Origin of the sequence: Pantoea sp. Taur (genome assembly GCF_009830025.1) — a bacterium.
GTDB lineage: Bacteria > Pseudomonadota > Gammaproteobacteria > Enterobacterales > Enterobacteriaceae > Pantoea > Pantoea communis.
Genome location: NZ_SZZZ01000011.1, coordinates 68,923 through 85,537, shown reverse-complemented (window position 1 = coordinate 85,537; position 16,615 = coordinate 68,923). Strand labels below are relative to the sequence as shown.

Annotated in this window: 11 protein-coding genes and 1 tRNA gene; all 12 read right to left on the bottom strand. The window is 54.4% G+C overall.

All coding sequences use genetic code 11. The features are described 5' to 3' along the window. Positions 1–6: 6 nt before the first annotated feature. The 12 genes from bcsB to FD744_RS15720 all read right to left on the bottom strand — a co-directional run bounded on the left by bcsB (position 7) and on the right by FD744_RS15720 (position 16,588). On the bottom strand, positions 7–2,550 hold the full coding sequence (gene bcsB / locus FD744_RS15775) for a cellulose biosynthesis cyclic di-GMP-binding regulatory protein BcsB (RefSeq protein ID WP_097118490.1): 2,544 nt from the start codon (positions 2,548–2,550) through the stop codon (positions 7–9). Next, on the bottom strand, positions 2,547–4,652 hold the full coding sequence (gene bcsA / locus FD744_RS15770) for a UDP-forming cellulose synthase catalytic subunit (RefSeq protein ID WP_160868680.1): 2,106 nt from the start codon (positions 4,650–4,652) through the stop codon (positions 2,547–2,549). Before bcsA ends, bcsB begins: the two co-directional genes overlap by 4 nt. Before the next feature lie 62 nt (positions 4,653–4,714). Beyond that, positions 4,715–5,515: a cellulose biosynthesis protein BcsQ gene (gene bcsQ, locus FD744_RS15765; protein ID WP_034827788.1), complete on the bottom strand. Its 801-nt coding sequence runs from the start codon at positions 5,513–5,515 to the stop codon at positions 4,715–4,717. Beyond that, entirely contained in the window at positions 5,506–6,282 is a 777-nt protein-coding gene (gene bcsO / locus FD744_RS15760) for a cellulose biosynthesis protein BcsO (RefSeq protein WP_160868679.1), read from the bottom strand. The genes bcsQ and bcsO overlap by 10 nt, the downstream gene beginning before the upstream one ends. A gap of 476 nt (positions 6,283–6,758) precedes the next feature. Next, entirely contained in the window at positions 6,759–7,766 is a 1,008-nt protein-coding gene (gene dppF / locus FD744_RS15755) for a dipeptide ABC transporter ATP-binding subunit DppF (RefSeq protein WP_160868678.1), read from the bottom strand. After that, a complete protein-coding gene (gene dppD, locus FD744_RS15750; protein WP_038643846.1) occupies positions 7,756–8,742 on the bottom strand; it encodes a dipeptide ABC transporter ATP-binding protein in 987 nt (328 codons plus the stop codon). Before dppD ends, dppF begins: the two co-directional genes overlap by 11 nt. A gap of 12 nt (positions 8,743–8,754) precedes the next feature. Further along, complete coding sequence (gene dppC / locus FD744_RS15745; RefSeq protein ID WP_034827779.1) at positions 8,755–9,657, bottom strand: dipeptide ABC transporter permease DppC; 903 nt, start codon at positions 9,655–9,657, stop codon at positions 8,755–8,757. Between the two features lie 10 nt (positions 9,658–9,667). Further along, positions 9,668–10,687: a dipeptide ABC transporter permease DppB gene (dppB, locus tag FD744_RS15740; protein WP_034827777.1), complete on the bottom strand. Its 1,020-nt coding sequence runs from the start codon at positions 10,685–10,687 to the stop codon at positions 9,668–9,670. Between the two features lie 198 nt (positions 10,688–10,885). Beyond that, a complete protein-coding gene (gene dppA / locus FD744_RS15735; protein ID WP_034827775.1) occupies positions 10,886–12,496 on the bottom strand; it encodes a dipeptide ABC transporter periplasmic-binding protein DppA in 1,611 nt (536 codons plus the stop codon). Between the two features lie 1,511 nt (positions 12,497–14,007). Further along, positions 14,008–14,084: transfer RNA gene (locus FD744_RS15730), tRNA-Pro, on the bottom strand. A gap of 125 nt (positions 14,085–14,209) precedes the next feature. After that, the gene (gene eptB / locus FD744_RS15725) at positions 14,210–15,901 is read right to left on the bottom strand and encodes a kdo(2)-lipid A phosphoethanolamine 7''-transferase (RefSeq protein WP_160868677.1); all 1,692 of its coding nucleotides are present in this window, start codon (positions 15,899–15,901) and stop codon (positions 14,210–14,212) included. A 258-nt stretch (positions 15,902–16,159) separates the two neighbouring features. Then, positions 16,160–16,588 (bottom strand): organic hydroperoxide resistance protein, encoded by a 429-nt coding sequence (locus FD744_RS15720; protein WP_034827959.1) that lies wholly within the window; start codon positions 16,586–16,588, stop codon positions 16,160–16,162. Positions 16,589–16,615 lie beyond the last annotated feature (27 nt).

Below are 16,615 nucleotides of genomic sequence, written 5' to 3'. Positions count from 1 at the left end.
TTATCCTTACTTCTTGCCGGACTTGCTATCAGCTTTCGGGTTGAGGCGTCGCCATGCATGACGCTTCAGCATCGCCCATGCGCTACCGCCGACCAGCGTTGCCAGCACCAGAGCGGCCAGCGCCATCAGCACCGAATGCTGGTTGGCATACCACACCACCATCATGTACCACGGCATTTCGCCACTCGGGAACTGTGGGCCGACGCGGAAACTGCGAATACCGTTTTCATCAGTGATGATGGCGGTATCGCCACGAATGCCCGCGTTAATGCGCGCCGAGTTGAGATCTTCATGCAAACGCAGCAGCTGTTGATCGCTGGTCGCCACCGTCATCACCACCAGGCGATCGGCATTCCACGGCGAGCGGTAGCTGACAAAGCCACGCCACGCTTCGTTGGAGGAGAAGTAGCGATCGGCATCCAGCTGCTGAAGATTCCAGTCGCCGGTCAGCCAGCCACGCAGCTTGTCCCAGGTCGTCGGATCTTTCACGCCCAACGTATTACCGCTGGTCTGATAAGGCGTGTTAGCCAGCATCTGCTGATTGAATTCACTGTTCTGTGTGGTGCTCACCGCCAACAGATCACTGTCCTGCAGGCGTGTCAGGTTAGTGCCACCATTTGGCAAACCAAACAGCACCTGGTTCTGCACCAGCGGTACACCGGTCGCGTTACCCGCACGTGAAGACATATCCAGCAGCGTGGAGATCTCTGCATCGGTCGGTTTTTCTGGCAGCAGCAAAGTGGTCTGCGAGAAGTCCGCCAGACGCGAGAACGGGAATGATGCGCCAACGAAGTACGACAGGTTCGGCAGCATGGTGAAGTGACGCGTGTGGCTCAGATCGATCCACGAATCATCTTCGATGCGGCTCTTGATGTTGTTGTTGAGCAACACACCACATGGCGCGTCCGCTTTCGGTTTGATGTTGAAGTACAGCGCCAGCTGGTTATCACCGTAAATCAGATACGGCTCCAGCTTCAGGGTGTAGTGCTCCTGACGGGCGTCGCCGCCCAGACGATGCCAGGCGCTCTCCAGCAAGCCGACTTTGTTTACGGTCAGGTTGCGCAGGAAGGTGCCGTTAAGCATCACGTTGAGGAACGATTTGTTCTCATCAATCCAGCTTTCCGACGGGAAGCGGTAGTGCAGCTCGACCGGAATAGTGTCGCCATCCCACATGAACAAATCGGGTGCCGCGCGGAAGTTCACGCTCAGCGCATCATGCCAGATGCCGGTGGTGGTCAGACTCTGATCTTTACGCAGCAGCTCGCTCAACCGCACCGGACGAGTGGTATTGATCCAGCGCGGCGCGTCATACGGCTTACGCAGGCCAATCGGCTGCGGCTGCACGTTCAGGCTGCTGGCATCGGTCGCCAGCGGTTGCGTGGTCAAACGGTTTGCCGCCTGACGCAGCTGAGCATCATCCGCACCGACAACTAACAGCAGTTTGTAAACCGGGTTGTTCGGGTTATCAATCACCTGCAACAGCGGACCGTTGGTGGCAGGTAAAGTCACAGAACCGATCTTCTCACCGGGATGACCAATCAAAATGCCGTTGTGCTCAGGCAGATCGCCACGCACCACCGGGAAACGAATGCCGCGATAGTCCGATTGAATACCCATCCATGATGCCACTAACGCCGCCGCGCTGATGCTGTCCGGCGTGGCATTGGCGGCAAAGCCAAAGGTCACGCTGGCTGGCGTCATACGCTGCGCATCCATAAACGGACGCGGGAAGTTGCGCAGGCTGGTGCCGATATTCAACTGCTGGCCTTCGAGGCTCAGCGTGGTTTTAGGCAGAATCGACACCTGATACTGCTGTGCACTCTCTTTTTCGCACAGCAGTTTGTCGGCATCGTTAATTTTGAAGCTGAGGTTGTTGCTTGAGACCACCATTGCAGCTGGGATATCCAACTGGTAGTCGCTGACATCGCTGTCGCTCGAACCCAGCGGCAAAGTGCCCAGCGGCTGACCATTCAGCATCAGCTGCAACGAGGTATTACGCGCCGCCAGTGCTGCTGAAACGCGCAGCGACAAATTCAGACGCGCGTTGGTGATCACTTCATCGCTCGGCAGAGTAAACACGATGCCCGATTGCAGCTGACCGCCCGTTAAGGTGATGCCCTGCGGCTGGCCCATCTGCGCCACGGAAATGGTGCTGCTGATAGGTTGATTGAGCATCGCAGAAGCGGAAACCACGGGTGCGGCGACTGATGCCGCAGGTGCCACATCAGGCAGCACCATCTCTGGCGCTGGCGTGGTAGCAGGCGGCTCCGTCTGTGGTGCAGCCGAGTTCGTGGCGTTGGCTGCTGGCATATCCGTCGCAGCCGGGGCAGTATTTTCAGTTGCTGGTGCATTTTCAGTGGGCGCATAAGGTGTTGCACCCGCCGCCTGCTGCAACTGGGCATCCGCTTCACTCTGGATGCCTTGCGGTGGCGGCACGTTGGACAAGGCCGAACTATCCTGCGTTACCGCAGGGGTTTCTGCCCAGGCCGGGGCGAGCATCAGCGCCGTCGCCAGCGAGCTTGCCAGCAACGTTTGCGTCAAATTCTTCATACTGCGCTGTCCTCTTTCACTGCCGACTGGTTTTCACGCTTATGCTTCTCACGGCGATCTTTCCAGGTCAGCCAGAACAGCTCAAATACGGTACGAATAATGGTGCCCAGCGATACCAGCGGGTTGTCCTGCTTATACTCGGGCTGGATCCACGCATCGGCGCGCGCCAGTACCACACGCACCAGCTCACGACGACGCGATAGCGGCATATCACCAAAGCGCAGACGAATGGTCTCTTCATCGCCGGAGATTTTGCTCACCGGAATAGTGATGGCACCGGATTTCAGCAGCAGATCAATCTCTTCAATTTCATCATGCTCATGACGGTTGTCCGGTGCATCCAGTTGCGCGCCGCCCATCGACAGGTCGCTGGTTTGGGTGCGTGATGAGATACCGCTGGCGTAGTGAATCACCGCCGGAATCTGCACTTCGATACGAATGGTTTTACGTACCTGCTTGGTTTCGCGCGCCACGGCAATCGCCGCCATCAGGATGATCAGGCTGAACACCGCCCAGCCGACGTTGAGGGCGATAACATAGGGATCAACACCGAAGTAATCATGTGCCGTTGCACGCACCACACCCGCGACGATACCAATGGTCAGCAGTACCGCGACAATCACATGGGGGCGGACGATGTGGAAATCGAAGAAGCCCTGGTCCAGCAGGCCCCCCTTATCCGTTACGTTAAATTTACCGCGCTTTGGTGCCAGCATGGTCAGCAACGTCGGGATCACAAGGTGGAAGCACATCACGGTTTCGTAGATTTCACCCCAGAAGGTGTAACGGAACTTGCCGTTCATGCGGGAGTTGACGTACAGCGACATCACCAGATGCGGCAATACGTAGGCGAAGATCAGCGACGCCGACGAGTGGATGATGTTCAGGTTGAACAGCAGGTACGCCAGCGGCGCGGTCAGGAATGCCACGCGCGGCAGACCGAACTGGAAGTGCAGCATGGCGTTGAGGTAGCAGAGACGCTGCTGCCATTTCAGACCACGGCCAAACAGCGGATTATCCACACGGAAGATCTGCGTCATGCCACGCGCCCAGCGGTTACGCTGAACCACGTGCAAACCGAGACGCTCGGTTGCCAGACCTGCAGCCAGCGGAATCGCCAGGAAGGCAGACCCCCAACCCAGGCGCTGCATTTTCAATGCGGTGTGCGCATCTTCGGTCACGGTTTCCACCGCAAATCCACCAATCTCTTCCAGCGCGCTACGGCGAATCACCGCACAGGAACCGCAGAAGAAGGTGGCGTTCCAGTTGTCGTTACCCTGCTGAACCGGGCCGTAGAACAGCGCGCCTTCGTTCGGAATGGTACGCGCTGCACGCAGGTTACGTTCAAACGGGTCCGGTGAATAGAAATAGTGTGGCGTCTGCAACAGCGCCAGCTTGGGATCGTTCAGGAACGGACCGACGGTCGCCTGCAGGAAAGTACGGGTGGCGACGTGGTCACAGTCAAAGATGCAGATCAGCTCACCCTTGGTGATTTTCATCGCATGGTTGAGGTTACCGGCTTTCGCATGACTGTTGTCGTCACGGGTGATATAGCCCACCCCTACATCGGCGGCAAAAACCGCAAACTCGCTGCGCTTGCCGTCATCCAGCAGATAGACCTTGAGCTTGTCACGCGGATAATCGATGCACTGCGCCGCCAGCACGGTATCACGCACTACGTCGAGGCTTTCGTTATAGGTCGGGACATAGACGTCAACGGTAGGCCACAGGCTGGTATCGTCCGGCAACGGTTCAATGGTGCGTTTTAATGGCCAGGTGGTTTGCAGGAAGCCGAGAATCAGAATCAGCCAGACATACAGTTCGGCCAGATATAAGCCGATGCCAAGAATCGCTTCAATCTCGGAATTAAACTGCAGCGTCTCCGTGGTGCGCCACCAGATATATCGGGTCGACATCAGCGCAGAAAGGATAACCATGATGACAGTTATTTTGCGGCTTTTGCTGAAGCCCAGTAAAAACATCATCCCGATGCTGATTAAGCCAAAAATATATTGTTTTTGGCTGTCCATAGGCGTGATGACGATTACCGCGGCCACAGGTGCAAGCACCAGCAGCAGCAGGTAAAACCCGAGTTTACTCATGATTCACCCTAAAGAAGCTGTGTTGTTATTATTGCTAATACCGCCAGGCAAATGCCTGGCGATTAATAATGGCTGCGGATAGGTGCCTGAACTTCACCGTTACCCACGGTAATATTCAGGATATTGGCTACGCGCTTCGCCACCAGTTCGATATCAAAGGCTGCGGCTGATGCCGGGCTGAAATCATAAACTGATTGTTGTGAAGCATTGGCTTCCGCGACGCTTTCATCACGATGCACCACGCCTAATAAATTCTCGCCCAAACGCTGCTGCATAAAGCCAGTGACTTCACGGCTAATATTGCGGCGATTGTCACTTTGGTTAAGCACGAAATAATGACCACGCTTATTATTGAGTGGCTGACCTATCATGCGGTCATTTTCAATTTGCGGCAGTAAAGAGACCGAGGCGGTATCTGCCAGCATCACCACTAAATGCATATCGGCCAAAGCGGCCATGGCTTTAAGTGCCGGACCTGGGCCTGGCGGGAAATCGGCAATAATGACCAGTCCCGGGTAATTTAAAACCGTGTCCAGACCGCGGCGCAGGAAATGCGGATCTTTAATCAGGTTCTCTTCAAAACGCTCACGCTGATCTTCGGTCACATCGCCATAAGGCATGACGAAAATATTACCGCCGGTGGTCAGGATGGATTGGCTCCAGTCAGCCTGCTCTTCAGAGCGCGCAACAAAGCCGCGACCATCGTGCAGTGGCACCCCAAAATGAAGGCGCAATGCGTTCTGGACATCGAAATCGATTGCCAACACCTTGCTGCCAGCGCGAGCCAGGCTCCATGCAAGGTTGGCCGCCATGGTGGTTTTCCCTACTCCCCCTTTTGGCGAGCACACACAAACTAACGGCATAGCGCAATCTTCTCCAATAGCGGTTTTAAGGGTGTTTCTTTTGAAAGATGAGCAGGTTCCGTCGCACGTGAGCGGAACAGGGCACCAAAACGTGAGGGTGCAGAAGCTGCCGGACGCGCCGGTTCAACCGGAGCGGTAAAGGTAGACGCGGGCGCACTGAACGTTGTTGTAGCCTGCGGCGCTTCAGCCGATGTCGCGGCAATCGGTGAGGCTAAAGGCGCTGGAGCAGGGTTCGCTACAGGTGCGGGAGCCGGCGTCACTGTAGGTACCGCAGCGATAGGTGCGGATGCAGATAAAGGTGCAGCCGCCGGTTTCGCTGGCGGCGGTGGAAACAGCGACGTCGTGGCCTGACGCTCAACATGGGTCGCTTTCGGTGCCTGTGAGATGACAGAAGGCGCCGGTTTAGCCGCGGGTGCAGGCGGGAAGAGAGACGAGACTCCCGCAGGCGACGTGGCTGGCGCAGGTTCTGCAGGCGCAGTGGCCGCCAGGCTGTCGAGAATCGAACCGCGTGAAGTGCTGGCCGCAGGTGAAATTGCCGCCGGTGCAGCAGCGGGTGCGCTGAACTCATCACCGCGAATCGGCTGCGGCTGTGGCAGGTCAATACGCTGGCCGCTGCCTAGCTCAGGCTCATTATCGGTCGCTAATTGGCGAATGATCGCCCACTGGCTGTGATCCGCTTCCTGCGATTGCCCAGACATATCCTTAAAAGCGATATCGAGCGTTTTGGTCTTTTCTTTAAAACGCTGCAGATCGTCGTAATTCTTCATGATCAGAGCCTGTAAAAGCGGGAGGGAATTTTCCGCGAATATATCACACACATTAAAAGAGAGTGAGGGAATTCTGATTACAAAAACGGCGTATTCAACAAAAGACTTTTATCAATATGATTGAAATTCTGGCAATGCAAAAAGCGTGCAGATATTTAAGGCCGGAGATTTATTAATATCGATTAACTGAAATAATAACGACAAAAACATTCACCTAAGCTACTGATATGAAGCAGAAGTGGTTCAAGTTGCGGATTTAACAGGTGCGTGATTATGCTCACATAATCCTGACGCTATTCAGAATTTGCCTTAACGATTTAACCCCTAATCAGGACCAATCGATTACTGATGCACTGGAGTAATACATTTCCAGGCGATTCTGGCAGAAACATTTCTCTTGTTAGCATCCCTGAAGTATAACGCAGGAAAAAATAAAGGCTCCCGCAGGAGCCTTTATTCATTTTTGGCGTTGTTAATTACACGCCCACTGGCTGATTCTCGTCCTGATCCACCGCGAAACAGGCAATTTGCTGCTCGCCATATTGCTTAAGTTTGGGCTGCAACTGGACGCAGGTACCAAAGCGGCGGCGGCAGCGCGCGTTAAACGCACAGCCCGGCGGCGGATTGAGTGGACTTGGCAGTTCGCCGGTCAATTTAATCCTTTCACGACGCTCATCTGGATTCAAACGTGGCGTGGCTGACAACAAGGCCTGCGTATAAGGATGACGCGGATTGCTGAAAATGGCCTCTTTACTGCCGCGCTCAACGCAACGACCTAAATACATCACCATCACTTCGTCTGCGATATGCTCCACCACCGACAAATCATGAGAAATGAACACATAGGACAAACCCAAATCCTGCTGTAAATCCATCATCAGGTTGAGTACCTGCGCACGCACGGAAACATCGAGCGCAGAAACCGGTTCATCGGCGATCAGCACGTCCGGATCGAGCATCAGCCCACGCGCGATGGCGATACGCTGACGCTGGCCACCGGAAAACATATGCGGATAGCGATCGTAATGCTCGGTTTTCAGGCCCACCTTCGCCATCATCTCCAGCGTTTTCTCGCGACGTTCCGCTTTAGTCAGAGAGGTGTTAATCAACAGCGGTTCTTCGAGAATCTGGCTGATTTTTTTGCGCGGATTAAGCGAGCCGTACGGGTTCTGGAACACGATCTGGATTTTCTGACGACGCAGTTTTTGCGCCTGTGGATCGTGTTTCAGCAAATCCTGACCATGCCAGTAAAGCTGGCCTTCGGTCGGTGTTTCAATCATGGTCAGCAAGCGTCCAAGTGTGGATTTTCCACAGCCCGACTCACCGACCACCGCTAGCGTTTTGCCGCGTTCAAGGTTGAACGAGACGCCATCCAGTGCTTTCACCAGGCGCTCCTGGCCAAACAGCCCTTTCTTCACCGGGTAGTGTTTTTTCAGGTCGATCGCCTGCAGCAGGTAATCCTGCTGAGTATTATCAAGACTCATAAGTCGGTCTCCCGGCATCATCCAGTGGGAAATGGCATTTAGACTGGCGACCCGGAATGTCACGCAGTTCAGGTTCTTCACGACGGCAGCGTTCGGTCACATACGGACAGCGCGGATTGAGCAGACAGCCGGTTGGACGATCATATTTGCCCGGCACCACACCCGGCAGCGAAGCCAGACGCGCTTTATCTGCGGCAAACTCCGGCAACGCGCGCAGCAGCGCTTGGGTGTAGGGATGACGCGGGGCTTTGAAGATATCCACCGCTTTCCCGCTTTCCACTACCTGTCCGGCGTACATTACGATGATGTGCTGTGCGGCTTCTGCCACCAGCGCAAGATCGTGCGTAATCAGGATCAGTGCCATGTTCTCCTGCTTCTGCAACTCCAGCAGCAGTTCGATGATTTGCGCCTGAATGGTCACATCCAGCGCCGTCGTTGGTTCATCGGCAATCAGCAGCTTAGGTTTGCAGGCAATCGCCATGGCGATCATCACGCGCTGGCTCATACCGCCTGACAGCTGATGCGGATAAACATCAAGACGCGATGCCGGATCGGGAATACCGACCTGATCCAGCAGGTCGATAGCACGCTGACGACGGGTGCTTTTGCTGCCGCCCTGATGCACCTTCAGCGCTTCCATGATCTGGAAGCCCACGGTGTAGCACGGGTTAAGGCTGGTCATTGGGTCCTGGAAGATCATCGCCACTTCAGCGCCCACCAACTGGCGGCGCTCTTTCTCGGAGATCTTCTGCAGGTCGCGCTGGTTGAACTCCAGCTTTTCCGCCATTACGCGGCCGGGATAATCAATCAGCCCCATAATCGCCAGCGAGCTGACCGATTTACCGGAGCCGGATTCGCCCACAATTCCCACCACCTGGCCTTGTTCAACCTGGTAGCTGATACGGTCTACTGCACGGAACGGTGTTTTTTCGTCGCCGAAGTGCACCGACAGTTTTTCTACATTTAATAGTGCCATCTCGGTGCCTCTTTACTGCTTGAGTTTCGGGTCGAGTGCATCACGCAAACCATCGCCCATGAGGTTGAATGCCAGCACGGTGAGTAGGATGACGACACCAGGGAACGTCACTACCCACCAGGCACTTTGCGCATACTGCAACACGTCGGAGAGCATGGTGCCCCACTCCGGCGTTGGCGGTTGCGCCCCCATTCCGAGAAAGCCCAACGCCGCCATATCGAGGATGGCGTTGGAGAAACCTAATGACGCCTGCACGATCAGCGGTGCCAGGCAGTTAGGCAGAATATTGACGAACATCTGGCGCAGCGTACCGGCACCCGCCACGCTGGAAGCGGTGACGTAGTCGCGATTCACTTCCACCAGCACCGCAGCACGCGTCAGACGGATATAGTGCGGCAGCGCGACGAAGGTGATCGCCAGCGAGGCGTTGACAATCGACGGACCAAAGATCGCCACCAGCACCAATGCCAACAGCAGGCTTGGCAGCGCCAGCATGATATCCACCAGACGCATGATCACCGCGTCGACGACGCCGCCGAGGTAACCTGCCATCAGACCAAACACCACGCCAAGGATCAGCGACAGCACCACCACCAGACAGCCAACCAGCAGCGATAAACGTGCGCCGAACATCAGGCGTGACAGCACATCACGGCCCACGTCATCGGTGCCAAAGATAAATTTCCAGCTGCCGCCTTCCTGCCACACCGGCGGATGCAGCAGCGCATCACGGAACTGCTCTGACGGCGCGTGTGGCGCCAGCACATCAGCGAAGATGGCGATCAGCAGCATCAGAATGATGTAAACCAGGCCAATTACTGCGCCTTTATTGCGTTTGAAGTAGTGCCAGAATTCCTGAATCGGGGTCATCGGCTTGGGTGCAGCGCTTACGCTTGCGGGATCAACAGTTGTCATGATGCCCCCCTTATTTCTTATGTCGAATGCGCGGATTGACCACGCCGTACAACAGATCAACCAGCAGGTTGACCACGATGATCAGAATTGCCACCAGCAATACGCCGCCCTGCACCACCGGATAGTCACGACGCTGCAATGCTTCGATTAGCCAGCGACCCAGTCCCGGCCACGAGAAGATGGTTTCCGTCAGAATCGCGCCCGCCAGCAAAGTGCCGACCTGCAGACCAATCACGGTGACCACTGGCAGCATGGCGTTACGCAGCGCATGCACCACGATCACGCGCATACGCGTCAGGCCCTTAGCGCGCGCAGTGCGGATATAATCTTCACCCAGCACTTCCAGCATTGAAGAACGCGTCATACGCACGATCACCGCCAGCGGGATAGTGCCGAGCACAATGGCCGGCAAAATCATGTGCATCACCGCATCTTTGAAATCGCCCTCTTCACCCCACAGCAGCGTATCAATCAGCATAAATCCGGTGAGTGGGTGGCTGTCATCAAGGAAAATCGTATCACTGACACGCCCGGATACCGGCGTCAGGTTGAGCTGCACCGATACCAGCATGATCAACATGATGCCCCACCAGAAAATCGGCATGGAGTAACCGGTCAGGGAGATACCCACAGCGGTGTGATCAAACACAGAACCGCGTTTTACCGCCGCCAGCACGCCAACCGGAATGCCCACCGCAATCGCGAAGAGCATCGCGCAGATGCCAAGTTCCAGCGTGGCTTTGAAACGAGGGACAAACTCATCCCATACCGGGATGCGGCTTTTCAGCGAGATGCCGAGATCGCCGTGCAGCACACCATTAATGTAGGTGATGTATTGTTTCCACATCGGCTGGTCGAGGCCAAATTGGGCCATCAGCTGGGCGTGACGCTCGGGAGAGATACCGCGTTCGCCGGCCATGATCAGTACCGGGTCGCCGGGGATCAAATGGACAAACGCAAAGGTCAGTAAGGTAATACCGATGAACGTTGGGATGACAAGGCCCAGACGTCGGAGTATGAATTGCAGCATAAGCCGGATTCTCAGTCATTTCCCGTGGCGTTGCCGCCAGGGACTACATTGCTCACAACACGCAATCGACAAAGCCGATCGCGACGCAAGAAGCGCTTCAATATAAGAAATTAGCCGGAAAAAAAGTGCGGAGACCGGGCGGCAAAGGTGCCGCCCGAGGGCCAGCAGCGCTGGCCCAGACCGCGATAATCCGAAAGGTTATTCCTGGATATCGACGTTTTCGAAGTGATGTTTACCTAATGGATCAACCACATAGCCAGTCACTTTCTTGCTCACCGGCTCATACACGGTAGAGTGAGCAATAATCAGCGCCGGAGCCTGGTCATGCATCACTACCTGAGCCTGTTTGTAGAGCTCAATACGTTTGTTGTGATCGGCTTCTGCACGTGCAGGCTGAATCAGATCTTCAAACGGCTTGTAGCACCAGCGTGAGTAGTTAGAACCGTCTTTGGCGGCGGCACAGCTAAACAGGGTGGCGAAGAAGTTGTCCGGATCCCCATTGTCACCGGTCCAGCCCATCATGACAGTCTGGTGTTCACCGGCTTTGGCGCGTTTCAGGTACTCGCCCCACTCGAAGGTGACGATCTTGGCTTTCACGCCAATTTTCGCCCAGTCAGCCTGAACCATTTCCGCCATACGACGGGCGTTCGGGTTGTAAGGACGCTGTACCGGCATCGCCCACAGGTCGATAGAGAAACCATCCGGCATGCCGGCTTCTTTCAGCAGCTCTTTCGCTTTGGCAGGATCGTAAGCGTAATCTTTCACATCGTCGTTGTAGCCCCACATTGTTGGTGGGATCAGGTTTTTCGCGGCCTGGCCAGCGCCCTGATACACAGCGTCGATGATGGCTTGTTTGTTCACCGCCATGGTCAGTGCCTGACGCACTTTCACGTTATCCAGCGGTTTTTTCTCGGTGTTGAATGACAGGTAACCGACGTTCAGACCAGGCTGCTCCATCAGGTTAATTTTGTCATCTTTCTTCATGCTGGCGATGTCAGCCGGGTTCGGGTACGGCATCACCTGGCACTCACCCTTCTGCAGTTTGGCGTAACGCACAGACGCATCAGGCGTGATAGAGAACACCAGACGATCAATCTTCGGCTTGGTGCCCCAGAAGTCCGGGTTGGCTTTATACAGAATGCGTGAATCTTTCTGATACTGCTGCAGCACGAATGGACCGGTGCCCACTGGATTGAGGTCCAGCTTCTCTGGCGTGCCGGCTTTCAGCATGTTGTCCGCATACTCTTTTGACAGGATCGAGGCGAAGTCCATGCCGAGGTCAGCAATGAACGGTGCTTCAGGACGGCTCAGGGTGAAGCGTACGGTGTAGTCGTCAACTTTCTCGATTTTCTCGATCAGCTTCGGCATATCCATACCTTCGAAGTATTCGTAGCTGCCGCCCGATACACCGTGGTACTTGTTGTTTTTGTCGAGCTGGCGCTCGAAGGAGAACACGACGTCGTCAGCGTTGAAGGTACGCGTTGGCTTAAAGTCTTTGGTGGTTTGCCACTTCACGCCTTTACGCAGATGGAAGGTATAGGTTTTACCATCTTCGCTAACGTCCCATTTTTCAGCCAGGCCAGGCTGCAGCTCGGTAGTACCGGTTTTGAACTCAACCAGACGGTTGTAGATCGGCACGGAGCTGGCATCGTAAGTGGTACCCGATGTGAAGAGCTGTGGGTTGAAGCCTTCCGGCGAACCTTCTGAACAATATACGAGGGTTTTCGCCTGGACACCCGCGGCAACAGTCATAGCAATCAGGCTAAGACCGACCTTCAGCATCCTGGATTTAGCCAGGGAGTTGATCATGTTTTGCTCCATTGTGATGTGATGTTGTGTGCGTCGCCCGACCTCTGAATTTTTTTATGCGGTTCGGGCAGCATGCGAGTGGTTTATTTTGTCATCCGATAGCCAATGGCTCCTCAGAATCGCCCTACTCTGCATGTTATTGACGCATCAATTTGTCAACAGTTGCAAAGAACGTCAATACAAGGTGGGGTTATTTACACAGAGTGTGAGTAAGTGCAAGCAACGATAAAAAACAGGGTTATTGCGCTGAGCCAAAATTTAAAAAGGTGATAAAGCGCGCAATGCCGCGTGATTGTCTGGCTATACAGTCAAATGACAGTGATTATCACCGCTAAAAAACACACAAAAGTTATTGGTAAACGTCGAATAACTGAACGATTCGTCGTGCGTTATGACGTTCAGGCAGCGAAATATGCTGGTGTAATGGCATAAGAAATCAGCAAAAAGCATTAATCGGTCATAAGAAGAATGTGTCGCGAATTAAGCGTGCAGGGTTGATTGCGTGAGGGGTCGAGTCGGTAAAGTTGGAATAATAGCGGGTAAATGTGATTTGTCGGATGGGATAGGTGAATTACAAGGTTAGGTGCAAACAACATCGCTTTTAAATGGTGCGCTGCTCAGGGAAGGCGGCTCGATCGCAAAGACGGCGTAAATACATCCCTGTAGCCTCGGTCGCCGCATCCCTGCGGCGAACGCTTTGCTCCCCGAGCCCCCTTCCCATCGCTCATCAGCATTGATGCTGCTGTTTTGAAAAGCAGCACGCATCTAAGCAACAGCATGTTTTCTTTATGACAGCACGCACAAAGCCGAATGTTCGCTTCCTAAAGCACGCACAGAATCAAACGAAGGAGGGAATGCGGGGCCGCGGAGTAAAGCGTTACACGCCATGGATGGCGTGTGTCGAGCGATCAGGGACGAGACAGCGGCTTTACGCAGCGGCCCCGTATTCACTCCTGGCTGCACCGGTTTCGCTTTTGAAACCCCGCACAGAAGCAACAGTTTAACCTCTGGACACACGCACAGAGCCGAATGCCAGCTTCTCAAAGCCTGCTCATAATCAAACGAAGGAGGGAATGCGGGGCCGCGGAGTAAAGCGTTACACGCCATGGATGGCGTGTGTCGAGCGATCAGGGACGAGGCAGCGACTTTACGCAGCGGCCCCGTATTTGCTCCTGACTGCACCGGTTCCGCTTTTAAAAGCGCGCACAAACTTAACAACTCCGCCCCTGGCAACAAACACAAAGCCAAATGTTCACTTCCAAAAGCGCGCACAGAATCAAATGAAGGAGGGAATGCGGGGCCGCGGAGTAAAGCGTTACACGCCAGGGATGGCGTGTGTCGAGCGATCAGGGACGAGGCAGCGACTTTACGCAGCGGCCCCGTATTCACTCCTGACGACACCGGTTTCGCTTTTGAAACCCCGCACATGAGCGTATTCCATCCTGACTGCACCGATCCCACGATAAACAGACGAAAAAAAACCTGCTTTTTCAAGCAGGTTTCTTCAAATATGGTCGGCGAGAGAGGATTCGAACCTCCGACCCACTGGTCCCAAACCAGTTGCGCTACCAAGCTGCGCTACTCGCCGATGGGGGCGAATATTACTGCTCCCCCTTGGGAGCGTCAATCCCTTTTCCGTAAAATCCGCCCGATCGCCTGGAAAGCAAACAGCGCCGCAAAAAGCCCTGCCGCTCAACACCTTCCAGAAAACCCTTACAACGCTTTAGCAGGTGTCGCCGTCGGTGCCTGACACCAGTTATTCGCCGCTTTAATCCCGCCATCCGGCGAACTGTAGCCCAGGCAGCCTAAAATGGTATCGAACAACTCAACATGACGATGGGTTTTCCCCACGCGCTGCTGCGCCTGTAAACGCTCGAAGTTACTGCGGTTGGTGGGATCTTCAAGATATTTATCAGAGGCCCAAACCATCATCGGCACGCGGAACTGCTCCGGCGGCGCCATCTCACGCGGCGTGCCGTGTAAGTGCATATTATCGCTGATCGACTCACCATGATCGGCGGCATAAAACACAATCGCCTTCTTATCACGCAGCTGATCGAGCACGCTATCCAGCATGGTATCGACGTAAAGAGTCGAGTTGTCATAAGCATTGATCAACTGCGCTTTACTACAGGTCTCATCCACGCCCATACATTCCGGCTGATAACGGGCGAAGCTGCGCGGATAGCGCTGTGAATACAGATAATGCGACCCCTTAGTGTGCAACACCACCAGATGCTTACCTTTCGGGAAACGTTGCAGCGAGGCCTGCAGTTCTGGCACCAGCAGCATGTCATCCACCGCTTTACCCTGATTACGCTTCTCAGAACCAATCTGCTCGCGGAACGAGAAATTATTCACATCGGCGTTATCGTAGAACCACACTTCACTCTGCATGGCGAACAGCTCAGAGGTAAAGCCCAGCTCCTTCATCACCGCAAAAACGTTCTGCTCTTTCAGCGTGCGGCCAGGGTTATCCATGGTGCCGCCCTCGCGCACAAACATACAACGCAACGACAGCTTAGTGGCGGTATCACAAGATTCACCACGGAACGCCACCAGATTCTTCTCTTTTGAAAGCTTCGGCGTGGTATCGCGGTCATAGCCCAGCAAACCCATGTGGTCCCAGCGCGTGGTCTCGCCAATCACAAACACCACATAGGTATCATCAATGCCCGGCGGTGCCACGTAAGTAAACTTCTTCGCTGGATCGAGCAGTTCCGCCCCATCCATCTCTTCATCGACTTTGGTCCAGGCAAACAGACCTAGCGCCGCAATCCAGTTAGAAGGCAAATACGAGTGCGCCACCACCCCGCCGTAACTTGGTAGGTCGATATTGGTGATCTCTTCATTCACTTTTTGCAGTTTGTCGAAGTAGCGAATCGGCAACCACACCAGCGCTACGCTCAACAGCATGATCAGCGCAGGCTTCAGACGCTGGCCCGGCGTTTTCAATTGCTCAATCAAGGTCTGGCTAAGGTTATTACGCCAAATCAGCAGCAGCGGCAGCGCGCTGACCAGCACCATCCACAGCACAAAGCGCATGCCGACCACTTCTTTAGAGAGATCGACATCAGTGGTCATCACTGAGGCCACGATGCCGTAGCCGATCACCACATTAAAGAAAGCCATGTAATAGGCGGCAGCCACGGAAATTACCACGGTTAACGTGGCAAGGATGCGATAAACCCACTTACCGCCCAGCGATAGCAGACGCATCAGGAAAAACGTCAGCAGCACCGCAGCGGTCACTTCTGCGACCGCAGAAAACCAGTTAGAGAGGGTGGATTTTGTTAGGAAGCCGTCAAATCGGCGATAAAAAATTGGCAAATTCAACAAGATGCCGAGATAGAGCGCAAGCAACAGCGACAGCTTTTGCTGCGTTAACGTTTTGATATAATTCATTTACTTATTCATTCCTGACCCGGTGTCAATAAACCAACCTTAAATGTGACTATTTAAAGTCAATAGAGTTCGTCCGTGAGCGAGAAAAGCGCAAGCAACGAGCAGGAACGGGACGAATCTGAACCGGAACGGCAATGAAGGCGCATGCAGCGCAGCAGTAGAACATTTAACCAATGGTAAGACCAGACAATAATTGATCTGACCCCATAAAATGATAAAAGGCCCCTGATGGAGCCTCTCTTTGGACTGGCAGCGACCTTAGTTGATGATATTCAGAGTCACATCAATGTTGCCGCGCGTGGCGTTAGAGTATGGGCAAACAATGTGTGCCGCATCCACCAGTTTCTGCGCTTCGGCTGCATCCATCTCTGGCAGGTGGATATTCAATTTGGCTTCGATGCCAAAACCGGTTGGAATTGGGCCGATACCGACTTCGCCTTCAATCCACGCATCTTTTGGCATGGTGATTTTGTCACGGCCGGCCACAAACTTCATCGCTCCGAGGAAGCACGCTGAGTAACCCGCGGCGAACAGCTGCTCTGGGTTAGTGACTTCGCCGCCTGCGCCGCCCATCTCTTTTGGCACGCCCAGTTTCACATCCAGCACGTTGTCAGACGAAGTGGCACGACCATCACGACCGCCGGTGGCTTTGGCTTTTGCGGTATAAACAACTTTATCTAAAGACATATTAACCTCACTATTCGCTATATAATC

Bases quoted from the DNA above. Each gene is read 5' to 3' on its own strand.
- dppC (WP_034827779.1), bottom strand. From the start codon at position 9,657: ATGACAACTGTTGATCCCGCAAGCGTAAGCGCTGCACCCAAGCCGATG.
- dppB (WP_034827777.1), bottom strand. From the start codon at position 10,687: ATGCTGCAATTCATACTCCGACGTCTGGGCCTTGTCATCCCAACGTTC.
- bcsA (WP_160868680.1), bottom strand. From the start codon at position 4,652: ATGAGTAAACTCGGGTTTTACCTGCTGCTGCTGGTGCTTGCACCTGTG.
- FD744_RS15720 (WP_034827959.1), bottom strand. From the start codon at position 16,588: ATGTCTTTAGATAAAGTTGTTTATACCGCAAAAGCCAAAGCCACCGGC.
- eptB (WP_160868677.1), bottom strand. From the start codon at position 15,901: ATGAATTATATCAAAACGTTAACGCAGCAAAAGCTGTCGCTGTTGCTT.
- dppA (WP_034827775.1), bottom strand. From the start codon at position 12,496: ATGATCAACTCCCTGGCTAAATCCAGGATGCTGAAGGTCGGTCTTAGC.
- bcsB (WP_097118490.1), bottom strand. From the start codon at position 2,550: ATGAAGAATTTGACGCAAACGTTGCTGGCAAGCTCGCTGGCGACGGCG.
- bcsQ (WP_034827788.1), bottom strand. From the start codon at position 5,515: ATGCCGTTAGTTTGTGTGTGCTCGCCAAAAGGGGGAGTAGGGAAAACC.
- bcsO (WP_160868679.1), bottom strand. From the start codon at position 6,282: ATGAAGAATTACGACGATCTGCAGCGTTTTAAAGAAAAGACCAAAACG.
- dppD (WP_038643846.1), bottom strand. From the start codon at position 8,742: ATGGCACTATTAAATGTAGAAAAACTGTCGGTGCACTTCGGCGACGAA.
- dppF (WP_160868678.1), bottom strand. From the start codon at position 7,766: ATGAGTCTTGATAATACTCAGCAGGATTACCTGCTGCAGGCGATCGAC.